The sequence below is a fragment of the Pseudomonas sp. Choline-02u-1 genome (genome assembly GCF_002836515.1).
Classification (GTDB): Bacteria; Pseudomonadota; Gammaproteobacteria; order Pseudomonadales; family Pseudomonadaceae; genus Aquipseudomonas.
On record NZ_PJBC01000016.1, the window covers coordinates 17,199 to 42,987 of the forward strand.

The following is a 25,789-nucleotide window of genomic DNA, read 5'->3' on the forward strand; positions in this document are numbered from 1 at the left end:
ATCCCAGAGAAAATTCCGACAGATGCCAACGACAAAAACCACAATCCTGCTCGGTGCATTGCTCGCGTTGCCCTTTACTGCTCAGGCCGCCGACACCACAACCCACCTCGACAGCATCCAACAACAAGGCCAGTTGCGCGTCTGCACCACTGGCGACTACAAGCCCTACACCTTCAAGCGCAGCGACGGCGACTTCGAAGGCATCGACATCAGCATGGCCCGCTCCCTGGCCGACAGCCTTGGGGTGAAGGTGCAATGGGTGCAGACAACCTGGAAGACCCTGATGCCCGACATGCAGGCCGGCAAATGCGACATCGGCATGGGCGGTATCTCGGTCACGCTCGAACGGCAGAAAAAAGCCTATTTCAGCAACACTCTCGACACCGACGGCAAAATCCCGCTGGTGCGTTGCGCCGATCAAGCGAAATACCAGACCATCGAACAGATCAACCAGCCCAACGTGCGCCTGGTGGAACCTGCCGGCGGTACCAACGAAGCCTTCGTCCATGCCTTCCTGCCCAAGGCGCAACTGGCCCTGCACGACAACGTGACGATCTTCCAGCAACTGCTCGACAACAAAGCCGACGTGATGATCACCGACGCCTCGGAAGCGCTGTATCAGCAGAAACTCAAACCGGGGTTGTGCGCAGTGAATCCGCATCAATACATGCAGTACGGTGAGAAGGCTTACTTGCTGCCGCGCGATGACATCAGCTGGAAACTGTATGTCGATCAGTGGCTGCATTTGAGCAAGGTCACTGGCAAGTATCAGCAGACGTTGAGCGAATGGATTGCGGTGCCGGGGCAGTAACGGTCAATCGTCGTGCAGCGGTGACAGCGACTGTTCAGCTAACCATATAGCCTCGCGGTGACGGATAAGCGCTCCGTCACCGCGAGGTTCGCTTCAAGCCTTCACTTCAACTTTGTCCAACGCCTGATTCACCGCGATCTCACCCAGCATCACTACCTGGGCGATGCCCAATAAAGTCTTGCGCTGCGAGTTTTCCAGTAACGCTGCGAAGTCATTGAGCATAACGCTGGCCGAACCCAGCGATTCGCTGGCATTGGCCAACAGGGATTCGCTGTCGTACGCCGGATTGGCGAGGAACATGCGTTCGGGCTGGTTGGTGGAGGCTTTGATGTGACTGGCGGGGGGCAGGTAATAATCCAGCGCACGCTCGGCGGCGTCGTGGAGTTTTTTTGAGTCTGGGGATTTGTAAGGGGATGCGGGATCGGTGTCCGGCGGATTGGGCGTGACTTTGAACATGGATGAATCCTCTAGCGCGATTACCAAAAGGCGACATCACCCTCGCTACCAAACGAAGGGTGGCGGCCATACGCGGGTTGGTAGACCGGTCGCACTAGAACCCGGCGCCCACGAATGGGCCCCACGCATGACCACCATAAACTCGAACGCTGAGAAGCGCCTGAATCAGGTGACGCAATGCATCTAGACACGAAGCGGGCTACCAAACCCGATCACTGAGATCAGTGACCCAGGGACGATAGAGCCCGCAGGCTAGACGCACAAGCCGGCGGATTCTGTCTTAGGTGTAGGGGGAGGCGCAAGACAACGTAGGCTTCGGATGACTTTCACCGGTCAGATTTAAACAAGCGCCTGCGCAACCGTTTAAACGGATACTGAAGGACAGACAACAGGCAGAAATACACTTCCTCCCATCAGGCCGAGCGCCTCAGAGCCCCGTTCAAACCACAAACAGCGCCTCGCAAGCCTTTGCCTGTTCGCAGACCTGATAAACTCCTGAACCTTCGCCTTCTTGATCCAGATTCCTCACATGTCCCTACAGCCCACCCCACTCTCCCGCCGTTTTTCCGTCGCCCCGATGATGGATTGGACGGACCGCCATTGCCGGTACTTCCTGCGCCTGTTGTCCAAGCACGCCCTGCTCTACACCGAAATGGTCACCACTGGCGCACTGCTCAACGGCGATCACGAACGTTTCCTGCGTCACAACGAAGCCGAGCACCCTCTCGCCCTACAACTAGGCGGCAGCGTTCCACTGGATCTCGCCGCCTGCGCGCGCATGGCCGAGGAGCACGGCTACGACGAAGTGAATTTGAACGTAGGCTGCCCAAGCGATCGTGTGCAGAACAACATGATCGGGGCGTGCCTGATGGGGCACCCGCAGTTGGTCGCCGATTGTGTGAAGGCGATGCGTGATGCGGTGTCGATTCCGGTGACGGTGAAGCATCGGATCGGGATCAACGGGCGTGACAGTTATGCCGAGCTGTGTGATTTCGTCGGTACGGTGCGGGATGCCGGGTGCACGAGTTTTACCGTGCATGCGCGGATTGCGATTCTGGAGGGGTTGTCGCCGAAGGAAAATCGCGACATTCCGCCGTTGCGCTATGACGTGGCGGCGCAGCTGAAGACGGATTTTCCGACGTTGGAGATTGTGCTGAATGGCGGGATCAAGACGATGGAGGCCTGTCACGAGCATCTGCAGACGTTCGACGGTGTGATGTTGGGGCGTGAGGCTTATCACAATCCGTATTTGCTGGCGGAGGTGGATCAGCAGTTGTTTGGCAGTTCGGCGCCGGTGATCAGTCGGGCTGAGGCGTTGGCGCAGTTGCGTCCTTATATAGCCGAGCATTTGCTGGCGGGTGGTGCGATGCATCACATCACGCGGCATGTGCTGGGTTTGGGCACGGGATTCCCCGGGGCGCGCAAATTTCGGCAGCTGTTGTCGGTGGATATTCACAAGGCCAATGATCCGCTGGCGTTGCTGGATCAGGCGGCTGAGTTGCTTGAAGGTCGTTGATTGATGGTTTGAGTGTGCGGGCGACGCATGAGCGTTGCCCGTTTTTTTGATGTACTGACAGGATGTCTTTCGTTTATGCCCGCATTTACTTTTTCTCGTTTCAAGCGTCTCACCCTCCTCGCCTTGTTCAGCTTCACTTCCAACGTTTATGCGCACTGCGATGGCTTTTGCATGGGCCGTACCGATACGCCGTGGGAGGTGACGCAGTTTTCCGGCTTGACTTTGGTGTCTTTGATCCTCGCACCTATTTCGTCTAGCCAGGAAACGACCGACAGTCACAAGCGTGTTTACTCCGCCGAGGAGCAAGAAGACGCGCGACTCTATCTGGCCAGCAACGGCATGCTGCAGGCCGCGTATTTCACCTCGGCCTTGCAGCGCTTTCGTCAGGAGTCGTCGGATTCGACGTTAAACGATCTCGCCGTGGCTGCGTTGATCAGCGCTCAGTGATCAGGCTGCCGCTGCGGCGGTCCAGTTGACCCAGCCAAACAGCCACGTCGCCAGAATCAACAATCCAAAACCGATCCGGTACCACGCGAACGCGGCGTAGCTGTGGTTGGCGATAAATTTGAGCAGGCCACGCACGGCGATCATGGCGAAGATGAAGGCGGTGACGAAACCGAGGGCGAAGACAGGCAGGTCGTTGGGCTGGAACAGGTCGCGGTATTTGTAGCCGGAGTACACCGCGGCACCAACCATGGTGGGCATGGCGAGGAAGAACGAGAACTCCGTGGCGGCTTTACGTGAAAGGCCGAAGAGCAGCCCGCCGATGATGGTCGAGCCGGAGCGCGAGGTGCCGGGAATCATCGCCAGGCATTGTACGAAACCGACTTTCAGCGCGTGAGACCAGCGCATGTCATCGACATGTTCGACGCTGACTACATGGCTGCGCTGTTCGGCCCACAACATGACGATGCCGCCGACGACCAGTGCAACAGCAACGGTGACTGGATTGAACAGATACTCATGGATGGCGTCGGCGAACAACACGCCGAGGATAACGGCGGGGAAAAACGCGATCAGCAGATTAAGCGTGAAGCGTTGCGCGTTGCGCTCGGTGGGCAGGCCTTTGACGATTTCGAAGATCTTCGGACGAAACTCCCAGACCACCGCAAGAATCGCCCCCAGTTGAATAATGATGTTGAACGCCATGGCGCGCTCACCGCCGAATTCGAGCAGGTCAGCGACAATAATCTGGTGGCCGGTACTCGATATGGGCAAGAACTCGGTCAGGCCTTCTACCGCGCCTAATATCAATACCTGGAAAAGGGTCCAGAAATCCATTAATCCTCCGTCAGAGCACTCAGGGTGAGCGACCGGTTCAATAACACTCAGGGGTTGAGTATCTGAAGTAATGCATACGGCGATTCACCGATCCGGAAGCATAGGGTTTATCCAGAGTTAGACTCAAGTGCTGTTAGTAATCGTCTGCCGACGAACTAAACGGAAAAAATTTAGTTCTACTCCAACAAATATTTCATTTCAGATATGAAGTGTGATGTACTTCACACATTGCCTACGTGGCCAATCAATGGCAAAAGGACATAAAAAATCCATCGCCATACGCTCAGAATAGTGGCACCATTGCATATAGCCATCATCTACGCGTTAGTTCACAACTCCGAGAAAATCAACTAAAAGCCTGAAAAGCTTAGTTATTGTTAGAAAACTCGGGAGATACGTCTAAAATCCGCTCAAATGTTACCAATTGTCAGTCACAGATGAGAACCGGTGCTTTAACATCCCGATGTCAGCACCTAATTCGAGTCAACGCATGATGCTCTCAGGGAACTTGGCGACTAGAAGTCCGCGCCCGACAAATGATGAATCCGGTGTTCTTGCTCTGGGTCGTACACTGGGTGTGGCTGACCATTTCAGATCGCTGATCGCAAAGCACATGCAGTCCGATATGATCCTGGAAACAGCTGCCTTCACTAGTTCGTATAAAGAACAAGGTTACATCGGTTCTTATCGCGCCATTTTCCTCATCATCGATAGCCCACAGGCCCTCGAAGACAATCTGGCTCTGGTGCAGAACCTGCGCAATGACAACTTGAAACCGCTTATTTGCGCAGTCGTCACCGGCCGCGGCGCCGTCAACAAACTCAAGTATTTTCTTGCTGGGGCGGATGCCTGTATCAAGCTCAACACACTGGGCGATGACAGCGAAGACTTGCTGGCGGAGTTCTTCAACAGCGAAGACTGGCAACGAGATATCAATCTGACGCTTGATCCGACACGGATCTGCCTGATGGACAGTCGGCGCAAACTCGATATCTCTTTTGCCGAGATGAAGATCCTCGAGGCCTTTGCGAACACCGGCAATCACATTCTGAGTCATGATGAAATCGCCGGCATCATGGGCCTCAACACCAATTTCTACGATCCTCGAGCGCTGGAAAAATCAATCAGCCGCTTGCGTGGAAAAATCAAGGACATGTATGGTACAAACGCGATTCAGAGCATCCGCGGCTACGGCTATCGCCTGATGCGGGGTCTGATATCGACTGCTTGAGTCTCGGGCAGTCTTCCCTTTTGCATACGAACGAAGGATCGTCTGATGCAGCCATATCTTTTCAGTTGCACTTCATATTTATTAAAACTCAAGCACTTGAATGAGCGCTGCAACACACCCCATAACAATAAAACGCCATAACATAGCTGCAGACCGAGTGGAATTTATCGACGGCCATTTTCGGCCCGAACCCTGCCTACGATTACTTCCGAGGAAGTCATTGCTCGCCTGCCGATTTATCTTTTAGCCAATTTTGGTGTGTATTTAGGAGAGAGACATGGAAACGAGTACAACCCTCCCCAGAAAATATTTTGTTGTTGTGACGCACAGCACAACGTCGCAACGTGAACTGGAAAGCATCTTGTCCAGTGAGCGTTTCAATTCGTTTGGCACGTCGCAGGCACAAATGTTCGTTGAAGGTGTTGCTTCGCCCTCTTCCGCCCCGATGGTCATGGAGTTCAGTTACCCAAGCCTCAGCCGAAAGAATGTTGCGCGCAGTATCGAACATGATACTCAGCGCATACTGGCCACTCTTGAAAATGAATGGCGAGCCGCGCAAACAGACAATCCGTTTCAAAGCTTCGCGACACACACTGCAGAAAGAGCTCATATCACGCATGTCAGCGAGAATACCGAGCCTTGCAGCGACACTTGGCATCTTGACGATGATCAGGGCGTATTGCTCAAGGACAATATTGCGATCAGCCTGACCGGCCTGGAAACCGCTCTGGTCAGGAAAATGCTGAGCCATGAAGAGCGCGTTGTCAGTCGTGATGACTTGATCATCAGTATTGGCCGGGAGCCCGAGCAATACCGGGGTCTGGAGATGTGCCTGAGCCGCTTGCAGGACAAATTCAAGAGCGCCAGTAATGGTGAGCGATTGTTCCGCGCCGTAAGAAATCGCGGATATTGCTTGATCCAGGAAGTCGTCGCGTAATCGCAGACGGCACTCACACCGAGACAGACAGATATAAAGTGCGACTACAACAACAAGAAGAGCACTCTGTTTGGTTTCACCTCACTGATCAATTCAAAACTTCCCTACCTCCATCCCGCCAACAGTAACAAATACATCCCCGCCTTTTCATCCCCTGCTCCACGACCTTTTCTAACAGACTTCTATTTAAATATTAGAAAGTTGGCACAGTGCCATCTTGTTAGAACTCGTCAGACACCATTTCGGACAATAACTTAGTCTATTGGCTGACGACAGTTCGGCTCTCGATGTTGTTACCTCAAGGCACTCGCTAAAACAAAAACAATAAGTCTGCATAACAACTCGGCTTTCAACTGTTGAAACCTGAATGGACGTCTTTTGGGGATATCGTATGGATCTTTCTCTCAGTATCAATCGAAGCACGGGCCTCAAGGGACTGACCTTTTGGGGCCAATGGGCGCTGGCGCAGGCCTTTATTGTGACGCTGCTGTTCATTCTCGCGGAACAGCATACCGGTACTGTCGCGTTCTACTACCGAATGTGCGCCACCCTCGCCGTCCTGGCCTCGGTGCCGGCTTACACATTCAGCGGCGTTTATCGCAAACGCGACAACTACCTGACCGGCCTCGGCCGCTTGTTCATGGGCTGGTCGATGACCATGGCCGCGCTGGCGTGCATCGCGTTTGTCTGCCAGGCCGATGAGCTGTTTTCCCGTCAGGTGATTCTGAGCTGGGCGGTGTATGGCTTCCTCGGTCAGGCGTTCCTCTATGCGCCGCTGCATGCGTTTTCCAAGTACTACCAGCGTTCGCGTAAAAGCGAGCACCGGACGCTGATCGTCGGCACCGGCGAGCTGGCGCTGGGCCTGGCGAGGAAACTCAGTCAACTGGAAAACCTGCCACTGATCGGTCTGGTCAGTAACGGAGACAAACCTGTGCTCGCCTCGGATGCCCCGCGTGTCGTTGGCGCGCAGGACGAGTTGCTCGAGCTGATCGAAGCCCATGACATCCGTCGCTTGTACATCACCCTGCCGCTGTGCGAAGCAGCAAAAATCGAAGCGATGTATGTCGATTTGCTCGGCGCCAACGTCGATGTGGTGTGGGTGCCGGACCTGAACAGCCTGACCCTGCTCAACCACTCGGTGAAAGTCGTGGACGGTCTGCCGGCGATCTACCTCAACGAAAGCCCGCTAACCAGCCGCCCGACCGCTGCGCTGAGCAAGAGTCTGGTTGAGAAAACCGTGGCATTCCTGGCGATCATCGCGCTGAGTCCGCTGCTGTTGATCATCGCTCTGGCGGTGAAACTCAACTCGCCCGGCCCGGTGTTTTTCAAGCAGGATCGGCATGGCTGGAACGGCAAGGTAATTAAGGTCTGGAAATTCCGCTCAATGCGTGTCCACGATGACCGTGAAGTGAAACAGGCCAGCCGCAATGACTCGCGGATCACCGCCGTAGGTCGCTTTATTCGCCGCACCTCGCTGGATGAGTTGCCGCAACTGTTCAACGTCCTGCAGGGGCACATGGCGCTGGTGGGTCCGCGGCCGCATGCGGTGGCGCACAACAATTACTACTCGGGCAAGATCCTCGCTTACATGGCGCGCCACCGGATTAAACCGGGCATTACCGGCCTGGCGCAGATCAGCGGCTGCCGCGGTGAGACCGACACCCTCGACAAGATGCAGAAGCGTGTCGAGATCGACCTGCAGTACATCAACAGCTGGTCGTTGTGGCTGGATCTGAAGATTCTGGTAAAGACACCGTTTACGTTGTTGTCGAAAGACATTTACTGAGGTTCAGCGCTTCAGATCGCAAGGGGACGAAAGTCCCCTTTTTTGTGGGCGGGATTTGGCACACCGCTTTCGATTACCGGTACGAACAATGTGAGAGTGGGCTTGCTCACGAAGCGCTGGGCCAGGCTATGGGATGTTGAATGCGCCGGCGCCTTCGCGAGCAAGCCCGCTCCCACAGGGGGTTTGGCTGATGGCCGGGATGTCTGGCGTGCCGACGATTTACTGTGGGAGTGGGCTTGCTTGCGAAAGCGCTGGGTCAGGCGATGGCGATGTTGAATGTGCCGGCGCCTTCGCGAGCAAGCCCGCTCCCACAGGGGGGTTGGGTGAAGGCCGGGATGGATGGCGTGCCGACGATCTACTGTGGGAGTGGGCTTGCTTGCGAAAGCGCTGGGTCAGGCGATGGCGATGTTGAATGTGCCGCCGCCTTCGCGAGCAAGCCCGCTCCCACAGGGGGTTTGGCTGATGGCCGGGATGTTTGGCGTGCCGACGATCTACTGTGGGAGTGGGCTTGCTCACGAAAGCGCTGGGTCAGGCAGTGGGATGTTGAATGCGCCGGCGCCTTCGCGAGCAAGCCCGCTCCCACAGGCGCGCTTACTCGGTAATCTTCTCGAAATTGCGATAGAACATGTCCCCTTCCCGGCTATCGGTCATTGAGTGCAATTGATAGCTGCGGTTCAGTCTGGCGCCGCCATCCCGGGTCAGTGGCGCCCAGACCAGGTTGGCGCGGCGCATGGTCGACATGCTCATCATTTCGTCGAACGGGATCGACAGGTACAGGCCTTTGTCGAAACTACCTTCGCCATATTCAGCACTGCTGGCCGTGGTGATGGTCGCCCAGGCACCGACGCGCACGCCGTTGAAAAACTCGCGCGAGATGTCCACGGTGGTGCCCCAGTCCCCGGCCAGATACCGCCCGACACTGACCGCTGCCAGCGTGTCGAACGGCAAATCGGTATAGCCGGTGATGTGTCCGGTCACTACCGAGTAATCGCGCAAGGCAAAGCCCTGATCGAAATCACGCTGGCGAACCCAGTTCAAATCCGCGCCCAGCGACCAGCGCTCGCCTGTGGGGCGGAACAGCACTTCTGCGCCGACGCCAGCAAACATCGATTCCAGATAACCACCGTAAACCATGCCGTACAGATCCTTGTCCAACTGCTCGGCATGGCTGAGCTGGAACAACGGCATGGTCGTGTTTGACGTCGTCAGGTAACGACGCAAATCCGTGCGCACGCGCGGCAATCCGCTCGGTGCGTCGTAGACGAATTTGTCGAAGTTGTTGACCAGGTTGGCGCTGAGCAAACCGTTCCACCAAGTGTTGCGGTTAAAGCGATATTCCGCGTCCGCGTCAGCACTGAATTGATAGAGCAAACCATCCGGGCCGCCAACGTTCTGCTTGAAGCCCAGACCGACGCCATAGCTGAAATGTTGCGGCGCTTCGCTGTAGAGGGTTTTCTCGTTGCGCGGCATCGCCGGGTTGATTTCGGTGGTGCGGTGCAGCGACTCCAAAGGCTCTTCGTTGTTGATCACTTCGCGGAAGGTCTGGCGCGGCAGGCTGGTTTCCTCCAGCGGCAAGTCATAGCGCTTGTTGACCACGGTGAACCAGTCGATGTCGTCGCTGACGCTGTTGTCGAGAATCCGGCTCGCGCGTCCGACAGCTTTCGACGAATGGAAATAGCGCTGCTGCTCGCCATAGACGATCAGCTCGGAATCACGCTGGCTGATGCGCTCGACCTTGTACCCGGCATTCTGCTGCAGACGCCGCGACACATCAGCCCAGTTGACCTGCTCCATCGATGTCGTCGGCGCCTTCGCCGGCAGCGGTTCGGGGGTTGGGTCGTAGGTCTTGGCCGGCGCCTTGCGGCTGACGAAATTGGTGTGGAAGGTCACGCCGAACATCGCAGTATTGCCGCGCTCCCAAGCGGCGCTGAGGTCGATCGAATCGGTGACCTTGAACACCGCGCCGAGGTTGATCGGCGAGTCCTGTTTGATCTCGTTTTCCTTCGGCTCGTGCTTGTAGTCGTTGCCTTCGAACTCCAGTTTCAGGCTGAGACGATCCCAGGGCGTCTGGTAGCTCACGCCACCGAACAGCGAAGGCTTGCCGCGAAAGTACGCGCCGGAGTTGACGTCGCCGGTGCCTTCCAGCGCCGGGCGGGTATCGAAGCGACTGCTGACGTAGCCCAACGGGTTATCGAAGTCGCCGCGATTACCGATGTAACCCCAAGCGATGCCGGCGCTGAAATCGAAATTGTCGAAGCGCTTGTTGGCGACGAAGAATTCGCTGGAGAACAAACCGGTACCACCGATATCTCGGAAGCCCAGCGCCACTTCCGGTGCCCAGTGGCTTTCCTGCCACAGGCGCACTTTGGCGTCGACCGCCTTGTCCTTGTAGCTTTGACTGCCGCTGAGGGCCTCCGAGCCGTACGGCCGGTTGGTGATCGCGGTGTAGCGAAACGAACCTTCGAGCCAGTCCAGCGGTTGCAACGACACGCTGTAGCGGCTGTAGGGATCGGTGCGGTTGGCGTTGACGCTCAGCTCGCCGGCCGGGGCCATGCGCGCCGTCGGCGTCTGCAACAGACCGGCGCCGCCGAAGTCATTCTGGGTAATGCGCGGTTCGGCGTGAGCCAGACCGCAGGGCAATAACAACACAGCTGCAAAACGTAACTTCAACGAACCACCTCGGCCAGCTGCGTGGCAATGAATTCGGCCAACTGCTGATTCAATTCAGGAAGAGGCGGATCAAGATCATCATTTTTTATCGGCACCAGAATCCGGCTGCCGGCCACCGGAAACTGCCCGGACTCGCGATTCCAGTGGGCAATGCCGACGCGCCGCGACACGCCATTGGGCTGGATCAGCCACAGGTAATCGGCCTCGGCGTCGTCGAGAATCGAGCAGCCTTCAAGATATTCGCGAGCCTCCTGCAAAGGCTGATAGGGCAAGTGGCATGGCTCGCTTACAGCGCCCAGCACCTGCACTTCGTCAACCCGCTTCGGATAGATCAGCCGATCACCGTCATCGAGGCGAATGTTGCGCGCGAAACCGACTTCCACCGCCACCGGATCAAGGTCAGCGATCTGCCGGCCGGTCACTGGCATTTGCCGGACTTCTTCAGCAACGCGCTGCGCCAGCGCCGCCCGGCTCGGCCGGTCATACAGCGTCGCCATGCGTTGCAGCACCTCGAGATCGAACAGCACGCCGACCTTGAGCCGTGTCTGTTCTTCGATCAGCGACTGGCGCAACAAGCCACCCGCCAGCCAATAACCCTCGGCATTGGGCACGGCCTCGCTGATCACATCGAACAGCCGACCACCCGGCGGCAACGCGATCGGCCCGGGATTGGCGACATCGCCGGACACCGTGACAGCAGCCTGACTCGCCCCGGCGATCAGCAAAAGACCCGCCGCGATAAGACGTAGGCGCGTCACGGCAGGTGCCTGCGGTCAGGGGTCAGTTGCACCAGCTTGACGCGCAGTTGCGAGGTCAATTGTTGCTCACTCTGCAGAATGAACCCGTCGCGTGGGTCGACCCAGTAACGGTTGGTCGCGCTGAGGCCAATCGCCGGGGCGTCGATCTGTTCATCGACGCGCAGCACCGAGTAAGGCTTGTCGAGAATCTCCAGGGTCTCGGTGGCGCGGCGCGAGAAGCGGCTGTTGACGATAACGCCGACTTCCTGGCCCTTGTACAGATCGATCCAGCGCCGCGTGGTGAAACCATCGGCGACGTGATGCAAGCCTTGCTTGAATGGCGAATCATCGGCCAGCCGCGTGCCATCCAGATCGCCCTCCAGCCCGAGACCGACAGTGCGCACCGCGAGGCCGTCGCGCAGCAGCAACACCTGCTTGCCGGACGCGACCCAGAACTGCAGGTCTTCGCGCTCGCGCACCAGCGCCAGCACGCCGGAGCCGGACGGCGTGGTCAGTTTCAATTGCGGGTAGTTGACCCCGGCGACTTCGGTCGCCGATACCTCAACCTCGTCGGGGCCGACGACAGCGGCCTTGAGGTTGTTCAGCGATGCGCTCATCAGCGGGTTACAGCCGCACAGCAACGAGGCCGCCATCAGGCAGACGCCCACTTTCAATAGGTTCACAGTCGCGGCCTTATTTGCTGTTGTTGCTGTATTCGCTCCAGTTCTTCGCTGCCGAAGCCCCGGTGCCGACAATCGACGCCGACGGCACCAACTGGCTGATGAAACGGTTCCAGCGAGTGACGTTGGCCGGGCCGACGTAGACGACATCCTGCGGCCGCACCTGAAAGTGCGAGGCCAAGGCCATGGCGGTCGGCGATTCGGCTTCGAGCTGATAGATCTTCGCCGGCTCGACGTCGAGGTTTTCCACCCCACGAATGACGTAGACCGCGTTGCCGTTGGAACTGGTCTGGCTGAGGCCGCCGACCGAACCGAGCACATCGGAGAGGTTCATCGTCGCGGTCTTGAAGCTCAACGCGCGCGGCTGGTTGACCTCGCCCATGACGTAGATGCGCTTGTTGTCGTTGTACGGCAGATACAGTTGATCGCCGCCCTTGAGGAAGACGTTCTGCAACTCGGAATCCTGTTGGTTGAGCGAGTCGAGATTGAGCGGATAAGTGCGCCCATTGCGCGTCAGCAACAACCCGGACAGGTCGGCGTTGTTGGTGTCGATGCCGGCCGAACCAAGGGCCTCGACCACGCTGAGCGGGTTGGTCGAAATCGCCTGCGGGCCGGCCTTCGTCACGGCGCCGGTGACCACGACTTTCTGGCTGGCAAAGCGCAGCACCGCCACGTCGACCTGTGGCTCGGCGATAAATGCCGACAAGCGCTGTTCGATGTCCGCGCGCAGTTGCTGGATGGTCCGGCCGGCGGCCTGGACTTCCTTGATGAACGGGTAATACAGCGTGCCATCGGAGCGCACCAGACGGCCGTTGGCATCGATCTGCTGTTGCGCGCCGGAGGGGGCGGTCAGCTCCGGGTGATCCCAGACGGTGATGTACAACACGTCATTGTCGCCGATGCGATATTCCGCCGGCGTCACCAGCAACTCCGCCGGCAGCGACTCACGCTTTTGCGTGGCGCGGTTCATGGCGATCAGCTTCGGGGTGATCGGAATCAGCTCGACCCGGCTGCTTTCACTGGCGCCCTGGCGGGTGATATCGCTGGTGCTCAGGTACTGGCCGGGGGCAAACATGCAACCTTGCAAAGCGAGACTTGCCAACATTAAAAGATAAACACTACGAGTCATAATGGCACTACGCTATTCAAGGGCGAATCCAAAAAACAAAGTCACCCGACTCGCGTCGGGCGACTCTGTACTGCACTAACAAATGTTCCTGTTAGTTATGCGTGCCGGTTGTACCGGTGGTACCCGTCGTACCGGTGGTACCGCCGTTGGCACTGCCACCGCTGTTGGACGCCGCTACAGCACTGGCAACCATTGCAGTACTGGCCGCGGGCGCTTGCGAAGCCGCCACACTGCCACCTACATTGGTTACCGCTGTCAGCGGCGCTTCAGCGGCGGCAGCCCAGTTGCTCAACATCGTCAACAGGGCAACTGCCATCACTTTTTTCATAACAACTCCTTTCTAACATTCGAACTGTTAAAAACAGATCTGTGTCAGAGCTGGTAGCTTTCAAGTCCGCAAAGAGCGCGAACAAGATCCGTTGTTCTTTCACAGTCATACGCAACTGCTAAAAGTCGAACGGCAGGTTTATATCTACGGACTTGCAAAAGGCATTGCCAGTGTAATTTCCCGACGTTATCTAACAACCTGACTGAAACTAACATCGCACTAAACGGCCATCACCGCGAATAACCATTGGGATGATTGGATTGCCAGCGCCACGTGTCGGCAACCATGTCCTGCAAGTTGCGCGTGGCTTTCCAGCCGAGTTCTTTAGCCGCTTTCGAAGCATCGGCAAAGCTCTCGGCGATATCACCGGCGCGGCGCGGCATCATCCGGTATGGCACCGGGCGGCCGCAGGCCTGTTCGAAGGCATGCAGCACTTGCAGCACGCTGTAGCCATCGCCGGTGCCGAGGTTCCAGGTGTGAATGCCGGCGCGCTCGCTGATCGACTGCAATGCCTTTAAATGCCCGTCTGCCAGATCGACGACATGGATGTAATCGCGCACGCCGGTGCCATCGGCGGTCGGGTAATCGTTACCGAAAATAGACAGCTCGCGCAGGCTGCCGACCGCAACCTGGCTGATATACGGCACCAGATTGTTCGGAATCCCGTTGGGGTCTTCACCCATGTGCCCGCTGGCGTGGGCGCCGATCGGGTTGAAGTAGCGCAGCAGCGCGATGCTCCAGCGCGGCTCGGCGAGGCTCAGGTCGCGCAGCACGTTCTCGACGATTAGCTTGGACTGGCCGTAGGGATTGGTCGGATTACCCGTAGGAAAATCCTCGCGAATCGGCATTTCCTCCGGTTCGCCGTACACCGTCGCCGAGGAACTGAACACCAGTCGGAACACCCCCGCCGCTGCCATCGCCTGGCACAGGGTGATGCTGCCGCCAACGTTGGTTTCGTAGTATTCGAGCGGCTTGCGCACACTCTCGCCCACGGCTTTGAGCCCGGCGAAATGCAGCACGGCGTCGATCTGATGTTCACGGAAGATTCGGTCCAGCAGCGGCCGATCACAGACATCGCCGCGAATCATCCATGCACTTTTTCCGCAAATGGCTTCGACAGCGTGAAGTGCCGCATCGCTGCTGTTACAAAGATTATCCAGAACAACAACTTCATAACCTGCTTCAAGCAATGCAAGTGTGGTATGCGAGCCGATATAGCCGGCGCCACCCGTTACCAGAATCTTCATAGCGTGATCCGTCATCGAATAAGTACCCGGTAGCGTGTCAAGCCATGCCTCGTAAATATGCGGAGCAATTCACACAAACAGGGCGACAACAACCTCAAGCAAATTTAGTTCAACCACTGGCAATAATTATTTTTACCGGTCAAACTGTTTGACGAGTACTTATTAGCACTCCCTGGCTACATATCACTATCGACAGATACCGACTAAAAATAACTTATAACAAAGTAGTCGACATCTCATAACATTAGCGCTTTTTAACAGCGCAACTAATTGCCAGCAACAACCTGACTCGGGTATTAAAGTAAGCCTTCAATAATCATTGAAACTTGCCGCCACTTTGTGGTGCGCAACCGTCGCCTGTGTTCCATGACTGTCCAGGATACTTTTATGATTCGTAAATGTTTGTTCCCCGCTGCCGGCTACGGCACGCGTTTCTTGCCGGCGACCAAAGCCATGCCGAAAGAAATGCTGCCGATCGTCAACAAGCCGTTGATCGAATATGCCGTTGAAGAAGCACGGGACGCCGGCCTGCAACACATGGCCATTGTTACCGGCCGGGGCAAGCGCGCGCTGGAAGACCACTTCGACATCAGCTACGAACTCGAGCACCAGATTCGTGGCACCGAGAAAGAGAAATTCCTCGCCGGCACCCGCGAGCTCATCGACACCTGCACCTTTTCCTACACCCGTCAGGTGGAAATGAAGGGCTTGGGTCATGCGATTCTCAGCGGCCGTCCATTGATCGGCGACGAGCCGTTTGCCGTGGTGCTGGCCGACGACCTGTGCCTGAACCTCGAAGGCGACGGTGTGCTGTCGCAGATGATTGAGCTGTACAGGAAATTCCGCTGCTCGATCGTCGCCATCCAGGAAGTTCCGGCCGACCAGACCCACAAGTACGGGGTGATCGCCGGCGAGCTGATTTCCGACGGCATCTACCGAGTCAACCACATGGTGGAAAAACCGGCACCGCAGGACGCACCATCGAACCTGGCGATCATCGGCCGCTACATTCTCACGCCGGACATCTTCGACCTGATTGCCGACACACAACCGGGCAAGGGCGGCGAAATCCAGATCACCGACGCACTGATGAAACAGGCGCAGAACGGCTGCGTGCTGGCCTACAAATTCAAAGGCCTGCGCTTCGACTGCGGAGATGCCGAGGGTTATCTGCAGGCGACCAACTTCTGCTACGACAACGTGTACCTCAAGGGCCGCTGAGACGGCTTTCCACTTCCCACAGGCAGGCAACCATGAACATTGCACAGCATTCGACAGAGATTGAACGTGAGGTGGGCAACCTCGGGGTGATGAGCTGGTTGTCGCGCCATCAACCGCTGCCCAGCGCCAACGAAACCTGGCTGGGCACGATTCTGCTGGTGGAGCGGATCGGCGTGTTTCCAGCGTCGGGGGATATTCGCCGGTCGCTGCGCGATCCGTATCCGCTAGTCGCGCATCTGAAAGCGTTGTATGGCGAACAGGCGCTGGAAATGGATGACCGCGATGGCCTGAAAGTGATCTTCAGCGACTGGCGCTTTCGCGTGCGCATCTGCTGCAACGACCCGGCGATCATCATTAATGTCGAGACCCGCTGTGATGCGCGGCTGATGCCGCGCAAGCTTGCGGAGTTACTCGAACAGGTCGACAACTTCGTCCCTGCACGATGATCGTTCCCACGCTCTGCGTGGGAATGCCGCCCGGGACGCTCCGCGTCCCAGCGCGGCGTGACGCAGAGCGTCACAGGATGTATTCCCACGCGGAGCGTGGGAACGATCACCGTCGCTCTGCGTGGGAACGTTCATTGTCCGCCGCCGTCGCAACGGTCGTTGGCGCCCATGATCCAGCCATAAAAATAATCGGCAATCACCTTCCCGCCCGTGGCCGGCAATGGATGAATCTTGTCCGGGCCGATCATCGCGCTGGCGTAGCGTTTGACGTCCGGGCCGAAGGCGCATTGCAGGTTGATGAAGCCCAGATGCTGGTCGCGCGCCCACGGTTCGAGCACCTGCGCATAAGCGGACATTGGATAAGCGCTGGAGCGCGTGGTGTCCTGACGCATGATCAGGCTGATGCTCGCCGCCGGCTGAATCTCGCGCAGCATGCTCACCAGGCCCTGAACGTTTTGTAGATACTGCGCAGGCTTCACGCCAAACCCCTGGTCGTTACCACCGAGCATGATCAGGTAAACATCGGCCGGAATCTTCGACACCACGGTTTTCCACTGCGTCTGCCATTGCGGGTCCGCGTGATAGAAGTCAGCGGACGCCGCCCCGGAAGCCGCCAGTTTCGACACCCGCACGCCTTGCTGATCATTCGTCATCCACAGGCCGAACAGCGTCGGCGCGCCCTTTACCACTTCCAGTTTGAATGCCCAGTCTGCAGCTGATGGAGCGCTGGGTAGCGCGACTTCCTGAACGCCTGAGCCTGCCAGTTTCAATGGTTCCCAGTCTTGCGCGGGCGACCAGCGATATCGCAGCTCATCGGATTCGCCGTTGCCCAGATACAACAGTTTCGCCTGAGTCACCGCGGTATCGATGCGCGGCGAAGGACTGGCATCCACTTGCAACCACGCGCCCGGTTTGCCGCTGATCGTGCGACTGTCCGGGCTGGCCTGGCCCAGCTCGGAAACCTTCCAGCCGCCGCCGAAGTATTTGTCGCTGCTGCGGGTGTATTTGAAATGCGTGCCGCCCAGCGCCGCGCCGTGGTTGAAACCGACGTAACCAGGGCCGGCGAAACCCACCTCGGCGGCCACTCGCTGTACCAGTTTGTTGAGATAGAAATCCTGCCCGGCGGTGTAGCTGTCACCGATCACCGAAACCGCCAGCACCTTGCCGGCCTTGCCCTTGCGCCATTGCGCAAAACGCTGGCGGGCATCGTCTACGGTGATGGCTGAGATGGCGACTGGTTGAGGGGCGTCTACTGGCATCATTCAATATTTCCTTTGTCCGGGGTGGCGGCTTCGCGAGCAGGCTCGCTCCCACAAGGATGGTGTGACTTACACGGGTCCACTGTAGGAGCTGACGAGTGGAACGAGGCTGCGATCTTTTGATCTTTGCAAACCACGACAAAAGATCAAAAGATCGCAGCCTCGTTTCACTCGTCAGCTCCTACAGGGAGGATTGCGTCTGTACCACCGGGGTGATGGGCGCCAACGGTTTCCGCTTCGCCGCCCGCTCGCCGAGGAACAACACCGAGGTGAAATTGAACCGACTGAACACCCTCGCCAACAGCACCGGCCCGAGCAATCCGCAACTCAGACCACCGAGCACCAGCAAGCTCTCATCCTTCACGCCCAAGCGCCCGAGGACAAACCGCGAGGTCGCCGCGAACAACACATGAAAGAGGAAAATCGCATAGGAATATCCGCCCAGCCAGGTCAGCGCTTTCGAACGCATGTCACTGGACAGCAACGCGATGCAAGACACACAACCCACCGTCAAACCGATCACACTGCGACGATCAACAATCAGCTCACGATCGATCGCCGCGACATACAACAGCGTCAGCGAAATCAGCACAAACAGCAGCGGCCCGATCACTTTGAAACGCTGCTTCAACACCTCGACATTTTCCTGCCCGATCATCCCCGCAACAAAAAACGGCAGCAGGTAGATCGCACCGTTGATACCAAACGCATCCAGCGGCAACGGCGGCAGCAGAAACAACAGCGCGGCGAAGGCAAACAAGCCATACAGCCGCGCAGCCGAATGCAACAAACCGCGCCACTCCAGCAAGCCGACGCAGATGAAAATGATGAACACCGCCTGCAGGAACCAGAAGTGGTTGATCGGCACCCAGAACGACAGCAACGCGTCGATCACGCCGACATCCTTGTTCACCCCCGGCCCCACCGCTTGCAGCACCGAGAACGGCACGCCGACGCAGAACAGCGGCACGATCAGCCGTCGCACCTTGCCGGCAAAGAACGCGGAAAAGTCATTGCCGCGAATCTTGTAGATCGAATAGATGTAGCCGGAGATGAACGTGAACAGTGGCATGCGCACGTACACCATCGAGTCGGCGATGACCCTGAACGGCGAGCCGATATCGATTTTCAAACCGCCGCCCAGCGGGCCGATGACGTGATAGAGCACCAGCAGCAGGCACGCCAGGCCGCGCAGGGTTTCGATCTCCAGGGATTTTTTCTTGCTCGACATAGAGCACCTGCCTTAAGTGAGAATTCTTGATTCGACCTGCACCGGTTTGTTCGCGCGCAGCATCAAGCCCAGGCCGACGAACAACACCGGCACCACCATCGAGAAATGCCGGGCGAAGGAGCCGAAGTCCGGCTCGAACAAGCCTTGCACCAACAGAAACGCCAGCGGAATCGCGATCAGTTCCTTGGGTTTGGTCTGGATCGGCGCGCCCTTGTAGTCGGTCGAAGTGATGACTTTGAACAGCAGCAGTGCAGTCATGATCATCAGCGCAACGAAGATCACCTGCCCCGGCCCGGACAGCAGAATCAGCTCAACCGGGAACGACAGGCGGAAGAAAATGATCATCGAATCCAGTGCCTGAGAGACGAAGTCGCTGCCGCTGAGCCACGAGACGATCAGCGACTTCGAGCCCTCCTCCCCAGCCGTGCGCAGTTCGTTGTTGCTGGCGCGAATCGACGACACCGGAAAGCCCAGCGCAATCTGAATGGCCATGGCCACCGCCAAATAGAACAGAAACAGCATCAGAAAGAAGGTGAAGCGCGATACGTACTTCTTCATCACGCAGACGCCGACCCACGACAGCGAAAACAGAATCCAGTACGGACGGATCAGCACGCCGTAGATCACCGCCGAGAGGAAAAAACCGCCGCGATATTTGCGTGTCAACGCGCTGAGCAAAATGCTCAACACCGCCACCGAGACGATGATTTCCTTGGTGAGGTTTTCAAGAAAAAACGAACGCACGATGCCCCACAGACACAAGGTGCCGAAGATCGTCAGCGGCATGCGCCGGAACACCACCACCGGAATCGCTGTGAGGAAAAAATTGCAAAACATGCCGTACGCCCAGGCATTGGTCAGGTTGATGCCCGTGGGCCGCAGCAGGAACGCCGAACACTCGTAGGACGAGCGATCCGGCGAGAACGGGTTCCAGAAATTGCAGTTGTCGGCACGTGCGTATGACGACCACAAGGTCATTGCATCCGGCCCCGGATCGCGCGGCACCAACAGCGGCATCGCCACTGACAGAAACAGCCCGGTGAACAGGATCAGAAAGGAAATCGACGAATCGAATGTGCGCCCGCGAAATTCAATGCGCGGCAGCTTCAGGCCCATGACAGCGCAGCCTTCTTTGCGCCGGTGACACGGGTCAACAACGCGATCACGCCAAGTTGCACGACGATGGCGAAGACGTTGCCCCACGCCGCGCCATAGATCGAGTAATGCTTGATCAGCACATAGCTGACTGGCACTGAAATCAGTAGACAGATCGCCGCGCTGGCCAGCGACACCCGGCTGTTTTTCGAGGCAATCAGACCGCCCCAGACGATGTCGCCAATTGCCCGCAACGCGAAGGAAAAAATCAGTACCGCGAGGAGCGCGTTATCCGGACGCGGCACGCTGGCGGCGACGTAATCGAGCAACACATTGAAAAACACATAGATCGCCACGGCCACAACCGCAGAGACCACCAGCGAGCGCATCACCCATTTATTGACGAACAGTTGCCTGACCGTAAATGCCTGCTGATCGGCCTGAAACCGTTTGGCCAACACCGGAATGCCGACCACCGCCACCACCGCATACGACAACGCCTGCAAAGTATTGGCCGCTGACCACGCGTACACATATTTACCGAGGCTGGCGTAGGGTTCCAGATCGATGATCAGAAAGCGCTCGGCGTACTGACTCAGGGCGATCAGACCGGTGCCGAGATAGAACGGCAACCCGGCCTTCCACACCGTCGCGGCGTCCAGTGCCGCTGCGTCGCGGCCCTTGTGCACGTTCACCACGATCAGATAACCAGCGCCGATCACCAGCACGTTGGCAGCGACCCACAGCCACAACACACTGGCGATGCCCGCGACCCAGCCGAGCATCATGCCGCCCACCGCCAACACCGCCCACAGGCCGGTCTTGATGAAGAACAGCAAGGCGCCGGCGGTGGCTTTCTGCGCGGAAAACACGAAGGAATTGATTTCGAACGACAGGTGCTCGGTGAGCAGCACCAGAGTCACGCAAAGGATCAGGGTGGCGGTTGCTTCAACCGACTGAAACAGCGAATAGGCCAGCACGGTCAGCACCGACAACACCAGCCCGACCGCCAGGTACAGCAGCAAGACCTTGTCGACGACTCGCCGCGAACTGCCGCCGACGCTGATCAGTCGGTTGATTTCGGAACTGAAGCCGACGCTGTAGAACTTCGACGCGATCAACGACGCTGCGACCACCACACCGTAAAAACCCAGCGCCTCGTAACCGAGGTAATGGGTGATGGCCAACACCAGCAAGAACTTCGCGCCCAAGGCTCCGCCGCGAAGCAACAGCCGAAACATCATCGAACGACACCCTTGATGATTTCGTCCATGGCCACGGTTTTCGCCTCGATCTCGCGGCACGTGTCGGTCAGGCGCTTGCCAAAATCCGCCAAGGCATTGGGCGCGTAAACGGTGTTGATGATGGTGTCGACGTCGATGTCGCCGCCGTTGATCACCCAGTCCTCGACGCCCATGTCCTGATAGGCGCCAAAGCCTTTGCGCTCGTAGCTGATGTGATACGCCGGCACGCCGGAGAGCAGCGATTCGATGGCGCCGTGCAGACGCACCGAGATCACCAGGTCTGGCTGGTATTTGGCGATGGTTGCCTTCAGTGACAGCAGGTCTTCGTTGATGCCCAGCTCACGGTAGAACGCGCCGTCATCGTTGCCACGCACGGCGCTTTGCACGGCGCAGACCACTTTGCTTTTGTTCTTCAGACGCTGCAGCAGCAGTTTCAGGTTGGCCACATAAGCGACCTTCTTTTCTTTGCTCCACTCCGGCGGTTTGCGCATCACCACGCACACGGTCGCCGGCGAAGCGGCGCAGCGGGTGAACTTCGGTTGCTGCAGAATCTTGCTGGCCAGCGACTGCACCGCCAGATCTGGCGCGCGATAGACGTTTTCGCAAGCATCGAAGATTGCCGAGGAGCGATTGTCGCGCACGAACACCGCATCAGCGCTGGCGTAATACTCGACAATCTTGCTGCTCTCGCCGTGGAACGGGCCGATGCTCTGCGGCAGGTACACCGACGGCACTTTGCTGAGGATCGCGGTTTCCAGTTGCTTGGCGTGGCCGAGCTTCAGCTTGATGTGCTCGAAGGCGCTTTTCGAACGCATGTAACCGCCGCCGACACCGACGATCAGATCGGTTTTTTTCAGCAGATCAGCGAGCCCGGCATAGGACTGATTGAGAAACACCGCCTGCTTGACCCGGCCCAGACCTTTGGCCGCCATGACCGGCGCATCGAAACGCGGGTGCGGCAGATAATTGAACGACTCGGGATCGGACGCCACGACACTGATCGCGGTGTCTGCGCCGAAATTACGCTGCACCAGAGCAATGGCCAGATCGACGAGCAGACCGTCACCGGAGTTGGACGCACTGTAGCCATGCAAAATCGTTACGTTCATAAGCTTGAGTTCTACTTAATAAGTGGGAGCGTGATACAGGTCGTAGGTCTGGCGGATCATCAACGCGGCGCTGAAGCGTTCGCGGACAATGCTCCGGCCTTCGTTGCCGAGGTCGAGCAGGCGCGGTCTCTGGATGATCGTCAAAACATCGGCCAGCGCCTGGTGATCGCCGGACGGAAAGACGTAGCCGGACACTTCGTTGGTGACAAGCTCCGGCAGCGACGTGCAGTTGCTGGCAATCACCGGCAGCCCCATGGCCATGCCTTCCAGCGGCACCATGGCAAAGCCTTCCCAGCGACTCGGCACGATCAGCGCATCGGCTTTCTGATACAGCGCCTGCACTTCACTCGGCGTCACCCAGGGCAGGTATTCGACCGAATCCATCGGCGGACAGTCCACCGAATCCTCGTTGACCGCACTGCCAACCACGGTCAGTTTCAAGTCGTTGCGCTTGACCTTGGCATAAGCCTTGAGCAGCACGTCGAAACCTTTCTGGTAATCCAGACGCCCGACGAACAGCAGATGAATCGGCTCGGCGCCAGCGCTCTTCGGCGCGTCGTCCTTGTGAGGGATGCCGTTGTAGATCAGCTTCATGCGCTTGCGATCGATGCCGAAGCGCGCGGCTTTATCCAACTCGTACTGGCTGACGCAAATGATCACGTCGGTGACTTTCTGCAGCACGCGCTCGATCCACGCATAGACCTTCTGCTTGGTCGGCGAGCTTTCCATCAGGAACGAAAACGCGTGCGGGCAATAAACGATTTTCGGCTTGCGCCATGGCCTCAACAGCACGCACACAACGCGGCCGATCACTCCGGAAAAGGTGCTGTGCAAATGCACGACATCGGGTTTTTCCTTGAGCAGCACCTGGCTCAGGCGCCAGGCGAACCGCAGCAGCGACGGCACGTTGCGGCCGCTGCGCGGGAATGTGCGCACTTGCTGCGGCGCGATGCCGTGCAGCTCCTTGGCCTGATCCTCGGGCACCAGATAGACCAGTTGATAATTCGCCGCGTCGTCTTCGGGCGATGCCGAAATCGTGCGGATCACCGTCGCCACGCCACCTTTGATCGTCTCTGCCACGTGCAGTATTTTTTTCACAACTCACCCACTTCAAACAGGAATGAACAATCGGCAACCATCAGGATTTGTCGGACGCGTATTCGTAGTTGTAATAGCCAGTGCCGCCGTAATAGCTGGCCGCACGCTTCTCGACGCCGTTGAACACCGCGCCTTTCAACTCGATACCGTTCTGGGCGAAGCGGCGAATGGTCAGTTCGATCTCTTTGGCCGGGTTCACCCCGAAGCGGGTGACGATCAGGCTGATGCCGGCCTCGCGACCGACAATGGCGGCATCGGTCACCGCCAGCAGCGGCGGCGTGTCGATGATGACCAGGTCGTACAGCTCGCTGAGCTGCGCCAACAGCTCGCGGAAGTTGGCGTGCATCAGCAACTCGGAAGGATTGGGCGGTACCTGCCCGCGACTGATGAAATGCAGGTTGTCGATCTCGACTTTGTTGATGGCCTGTTCGAGGGTGCAGCGCTTGACCAGCAGGTCGGACAGACCGTTGCTGATCGGTGTGTTAAGGGTTTTGTGCAGGTGCCCTTTGCGCATGTCGGCATCGATCAGCACCACGCGCTGGCCGCTCAGGGCCATGACCGCCGCGAGGTTGGACGAGACAAACGTCTTGCCGACCTGCGGGCTGGGCCCGGAAATCATGATGCGGTTGTTGGTCGAATCGAGGCCGGCGAAGTGCAGGCACGTGCGCAGGCTGCGGATCGATTCGATCGACAGATCTGTCGGGTTGCGCAGCGCCAGCAGGTAGGCCGGCTTGTCGACGCCATCGCGGGCGCGACCCTTTTTGCTGTCCTCTTCTTCCTGCAAGGCGCTGTAGGGAATCGACGCATACACCGGCAGGCCCAACTGCTCGATGCCTTCGGGGCCTTCGAGGCCACGGCTGAGGGATTTGCGCAGCAGCACCAGCGCCACACCGACAAACGCGCCGAGCAGCGTCGCGATCAACACGATCAGCGCTTTCTTCGGTTTGATCGGGTTGGTCAGGTCGACATCGGCGGTGTCGATCAGGCGTACATTGCCAACGGCCCCGGCGCGGACGATGTCGAGCTCTTGGGATTTGTTCAGCAACTGCGTGTAGATCTGCGAAGCCACTTCGACGTCCCGGGTCAGGTTGAGCAATTCCTGCTGCGTGGCCGGCAGGTCCTGGACCTTGCCTTCGAGCGATTTCTGCTGCTGGGTCAACTCGCCAATCTGCGTCATCAAAGCGCGATAGGCCGGGTGCTGTTTGGTGAACTTGCGATCAAGCTCGGCCTGCTGCATTTTCAGTTCGGAAATGCGCGTTTCCAGCGCCACCGACTGGCCCAGCACCGACTGGGTTTCCAGCGAGATATTCACGGTCTTGCCGTGGGTCTGGTAGGCATTCAAGGCGTCGCTGGCCTTGGCCAGATCACGCTTGACCTGGGGCAACTGGCTTTGCAAAAAGGCCAGGCTTTGCGCGGCTTCCGCCGAGGTGCGACGCACGTTTTGCTCGACGTAGAGTGAGGCGATCTTGTTCAGTATCTTCACCGCCTCGGCGGCGTCTGAGCTGGCCAGCGCCAAGCGGATGATCCCCGACTCCTTGCCCTGTTCGGAGATATCCAGCGCATCCTGATAGCCTTGGATGGTCACGATCCGTGGATTGCGCACCACTTGAAAATGCGTGCCGGGGTTAGCTGCCAGTTGCGAGATCTGCCCTTCTACACCGTCGTTGGCAAACGCTTCGCCAGCCACACCTTCGGCGAGCAGATTGTCGTTTTCATCGAACAGTTGGAAGCGCTGCTGCTCGCCGGCAATCAGCGTGAGTTTCTTGCCGAGCAGATCTTTCGGCAAGTCCAGCCGAGAGAACTCCAAGCGCTCACCGCCCCAGGCATAACTGTTCAAACCGAAACGCGGCGGCGCAACGCCGGTTTCGCTGTCACCGCGATAACGCCGCGAAAGGAAGCCGCCGATCAGCGGGAAAGTGTTGGGGGTGACGTCGATGTCCAGGCGCAGGTCGTCGACCGTTTTGCCGATCACCGCGCGGGATTTGATAATGCCGATTTCGGTCACCGACGGCGATTGCCCGCCAAGCATGCTGTTGAGGTCGGAGAAACCGAGCATGTCGTTCTTTTTCGGTTCGACCTGCACCAGCGCGTTCGCCAGGTACACCGGCGTTGCCAGAACCGCATAGGCGACGCCGGTGACCATGAAGGCACCGGTCAGCGCACCGATCAGCCACTTCTGGTCGATCAGGCTGCCGAAGATGCCGAGCAGATCAATACTGTCTTGATCATTGTCGCGAGTGCCGATTACGGACGGTAACTGCATAAGTCTGTTCTTAC

At 58.1% G+C, this 25,789-nt stretch carries 23 protein-coding genes; 8 read left to right on the top strand and 15 right to left on the bottom strand.

Translation table 11 applies throughout. From position 1 onward, the window contains the following. Window positions 1–22: 22 nt before the first annotated feature. Entirely contained in the window at window positions 23–811 is a 789-nt protein-coding gene (locus CXF97_RS12990; RefSeq protein ID WP_101158835.1) for a transporter substrate-binding domain-containing protein, read from the top strand. Between the two features lie 93 nt (window positions 812–904). Here CXF97_RS12990 and CXF97_RS12995 read toward each other — a convergent pair whose 3' ends face one another. Then, complete coding sequence (locus CXF97_RS12995; protein ID WP_101158836.1) at window positions 905–1,267, bottom strand: DUF6124 family protein; 363 nt, start codon at window positions 1,265–1,267, stop codon at window positions 905–907. 529 nt (window positions 1,268–1,796) lie between these two features. Between CXF97_RS12995 and dusA the strand changes: the two genes are divergently transcribed. Next, entirely contained in the window at window positions 1,797–2,783 is a 987-nt protein-coding gene (gene dusA, locus CXF97_RS13000) for a tRNA dihydrouridine(20/20a) synthase DusA (protein ID WP_101158837.1), read from the top strand. Window positions 2,784–2,810: 27 nt separating this feature from the next. Further along, entirely contained in the window at window positions 2,811–3,230 is a 420-nt protein-coding gene (locus CXF97_RS13005) for a DUF2388 domain-containing protein (RefSeq protein WP_256589810.1), read from the top strand. On the opposite strand, the gene CXF97_RS13010 is transcribed toward CXF97_RS13005, so the two are convergent. Further along, the gene (locus CXF97_RS13010) at window positions 3,231–4,064 is read right to left on the bottom strand and encodes an undecaprenyl-diphosphate phosphatase (RefSeq protein ID WP_101158839.1); all 834 of its coding nucleotides are present in this window, start codon (window positions 4,062–4,064) and stop codon (window positions 3,231–3,233) included. It lies immediately after the preceding gene. 490 nt (window positions 4,065–4,554) lie between these two features. Here CXF97_RS13010 and CXF97_RS13015 point away from each other — a divergent pair, with 490 nt between their 5' ends. From CXF97_RS13015 to CXF97_RS13025, 3 genes are all read left to right on the top strand, one after another. Continuing rightward, complete coding sequence (locus CXF97_RS13015) at window positions 4,555–5,295, top strand: winged helix-turn-helix domain-containing protein (protein WP_101158840.1); 741 nt, start codon at window positions 4,555–4,557, stop codon at window positions 5,293–5,295. A gap of 277 nt (window positions 5,296–5,572) precedes the next feature. Next, window positions 5,573–6,232 carry a helix-turn-helix domain-containing protein gene (locus CXF97_RS13020; RefSeq protein WP_101158841.1) on the top strand — a complete coding sequence of 220 codons (660 nt, stop codon included), beginning with the start codon at window positions 5,573–5,575 and terminating at the stop codon, window positions 6,230–6,232. A 391-nt stretch (window positions 6,233–6,623) separates the two neighbouring features. Beyond that, window positions 6,624–8,018 (top strand): undecaprenyl-phosphate glucose phosphotransferase, encoded by a 1,395-nt coding sequence (locus tag CXF97_RS13025; RefSeq protein ID WP_101158842.1) that lies wholly within the window; start codon window positions 6,624–6,626, stop codon window positions 8,016–8,018. Window positions 8,019–8,609: 591 nt separating this feature from the next. On the opposite strand, the gene CXF97_RS13030 is transcribed toward CXF97_RS13025, so the two are convergent. From CXF97_RS13030 to galE, 6 genes are all read right to left on the bottom strand, one after another. Next, a complete protein-coding gene (locus CXF97_RS13030; RefSeq protein WP_101158843.1) occupies window positions 8,610–10,688 on the bottom strand; it encodes a YjbH domain-containing protein in 2,079 nt (692 codons plus the stop codon). Then, a complete protein-coding gene (locus tag CXF97_RS13035) occupies window positions 10,685–11,446 on the bottom strand; it encodes a capsule biosynthesis GfcC family protein (RefSeq protein ID WP_101158844.1) in 762 nt (253 codons plus the stop codon). Before CXF97_RS13035 ends, CXF97_RS13030 begins: the two co-directional genes overlap by 4 nt. Next, window positions 11,443–12,108, bottom strand: coding sequence for a YjbF family lipoprotein (locus CXF97_RS13040; protein WP_101158845.1), 666 nt, complete (start codon window positions 12,106–12,108; stop codon window positions 11,443–11,445). The genes CXF97_RS13035 and CXF97_RS13040 overlap by 4 nt, the downstream gene beginning before the upstream one ends. 10 nt (window positions 12,109–12,118) lie before the next feature. Continuing rightward, window positions 12,119–13,180, bottom strand: a complete 1,062-nt coding sequence (locus CXF97_RS13045) for a polysaccharide biosynthesis/export family protein (RefSeq protein ID WP_101158846.1) — start codon at window positions 13,178–13,180, stop codon at window positions 12,119–12,121. A gap of 145 nt (window positions 13,181–13,325) precedes the next feature. Beyond that, a complete protein-coding gene (locus CXF97_RS13050; RefSeq protein WP_016775457.1) occupies window positions 13,326–13,562 on the bottom strand; it encodes a hypothetical protein in 237 nt (78 codons plus the stop codon). A gap of 230 nt (window positions 13,563–13,792) precedes the next feature. Continuing rightward, window positions 13,793–14,809 carry a UDP-glucose 4-epimerase GalE gene (gene galE / locus CXF97_RS13055; protein ID WP_101158847.1) on the bottom strand — a complete coding sequence of 339 codons (1,017 nt, stop codon included), beginning with the start codon at window positions 14,807–14,809 and terminating at the stop codon, window positions 13,793–13,795. Window positions 14,810–15,196: 387 nt separating this feature from the next. Here galE and galU point away from each other — a divergent pair, with 387 nt between their 5' ends. Next, window positions 15,197–16,030, top strand: a complete 834-nt coding sequence (gene galU, locus CXF97_RS13060; protein ID WP_101158848.1) for a UTP--glucose-1-phosphate uridylyltransferase GalU — start codon at window positions 15,197–15,199, stop codon at window positions 16,028–16,030. A gap of 32 nt (window positions 16,031–16,062) precedes the next feature. Then, on the top strand, window positions 16,063–16,476 hold the full coding sequence (locus CXF97_RS13065) for a mannose-1-phosphate guanylyltransferase (RefSeq protein WP_101158849.1): 414 nt from the start codon (window positions 16,063–16,065) through the stop codon (window positions 16,474–16,476). Window positions 16,477–16,607: 131 nt separating this feature from the next. Here the strand turns inward: CXF97_RS13065 and CXF97_RS13070 are convergent, their stop codons facing one another. The 7 genes from CXF97_RS13070 to CXF97_RS13100 all read right to left on the bottom strand — a co-directional run bounded on the left by CXF97_RS13070 (window position 16,608) and on the right by CXF97_RS13100 (window position 25,775). After that, a complete protein-coding gene (locus tag CXF97_RS13070) occupies window positions 16,608–17,738 on the bottom strand; it encodes a GDSL-type esterase/lipase family protein (RefSeq protein ID WP_101158850.1) in 1,131 nt (376 codons plus the stop codon). A 178-nt stretch (window positions 17,739–17,916) separates the two neighbouring features. Continuing rightward, entirely contained in the window at window positions 17,917–18,966 is a 1,050-nt protein-coding gene (locus CXF97_RS13075; RefSeq protein WP_101158851.1) for an acyltransferase family protein, read from the bottom strand. 12 nt (window positions 18,967–18,978) lie between these two features. Further along, window positions 18,979–20,082 (bottom strand): hypothetical protein, encoded by a 1,104-nt coding sequence (locus tag CXF97_RS13080; RefSeq protein ID WP_101158852.1) that lies wholly within the window; start codon window positions 20,080–20,082, stop codon window positions 18,979–18,981. Beyond that, a complete protein-coding gene (locus tag CXF97_RS13085) occupies window positions 20,073–21,305 on the bottom strand; it encodes a phosphoribosylaminoimidazole carboxylase (protein ID WP_101158853.1) in 1,233 nt (410 codons plus the stop codon). Before CXF97_RS13085 ends, CXF97_RS13080 begins: the two co-directional genes overlap by 10 nt. After that, window positions 21,302–22,414, bottom strand: coding sequence for a polysaccharide pyruvyl transferase family protein (locus CXF97_RS13090; protein ID WP_101158854.1), 1,113 nt, complete (start codon window positions 22,412–22,414; stop codon window positions 21,302–21,304). Before CXF97_RS13090 ends, CXF97_RS13085 begins: the two co-directional genes overlap by 4 nt. 15 nt (window positions 22,415–22,429) lie before the next feature. Further along, window positions 22,430–23,512 (bottom strand): glycosyltransferase, encoded by a 1,083-nt coding sequence (locus CXF97_RS13095; protein WP_101158855.1) that lies wholly within the window; start codon window positions 23,510–23,512, stop codon window positions 22,430–22,432. 40 nt (window positions 23,513–23,552) lie between these two features. Further along, window positions 23,553–25,775 carry a polysaccharide biosynthesis tyrosine autokinase gene (locus CXF97_RS13100; RefSeq protein WP_101158856.1) on the bottom strand — a complete coding sequence of 741 codons (2,223 nt, stop codon included), beginning with the start codon at window positions 25,773–25,775 and terminating at the stop codon, window positions 23,553–23,555. Window positions 25,776–25,789: the final 14 nt, after the last annotated feature.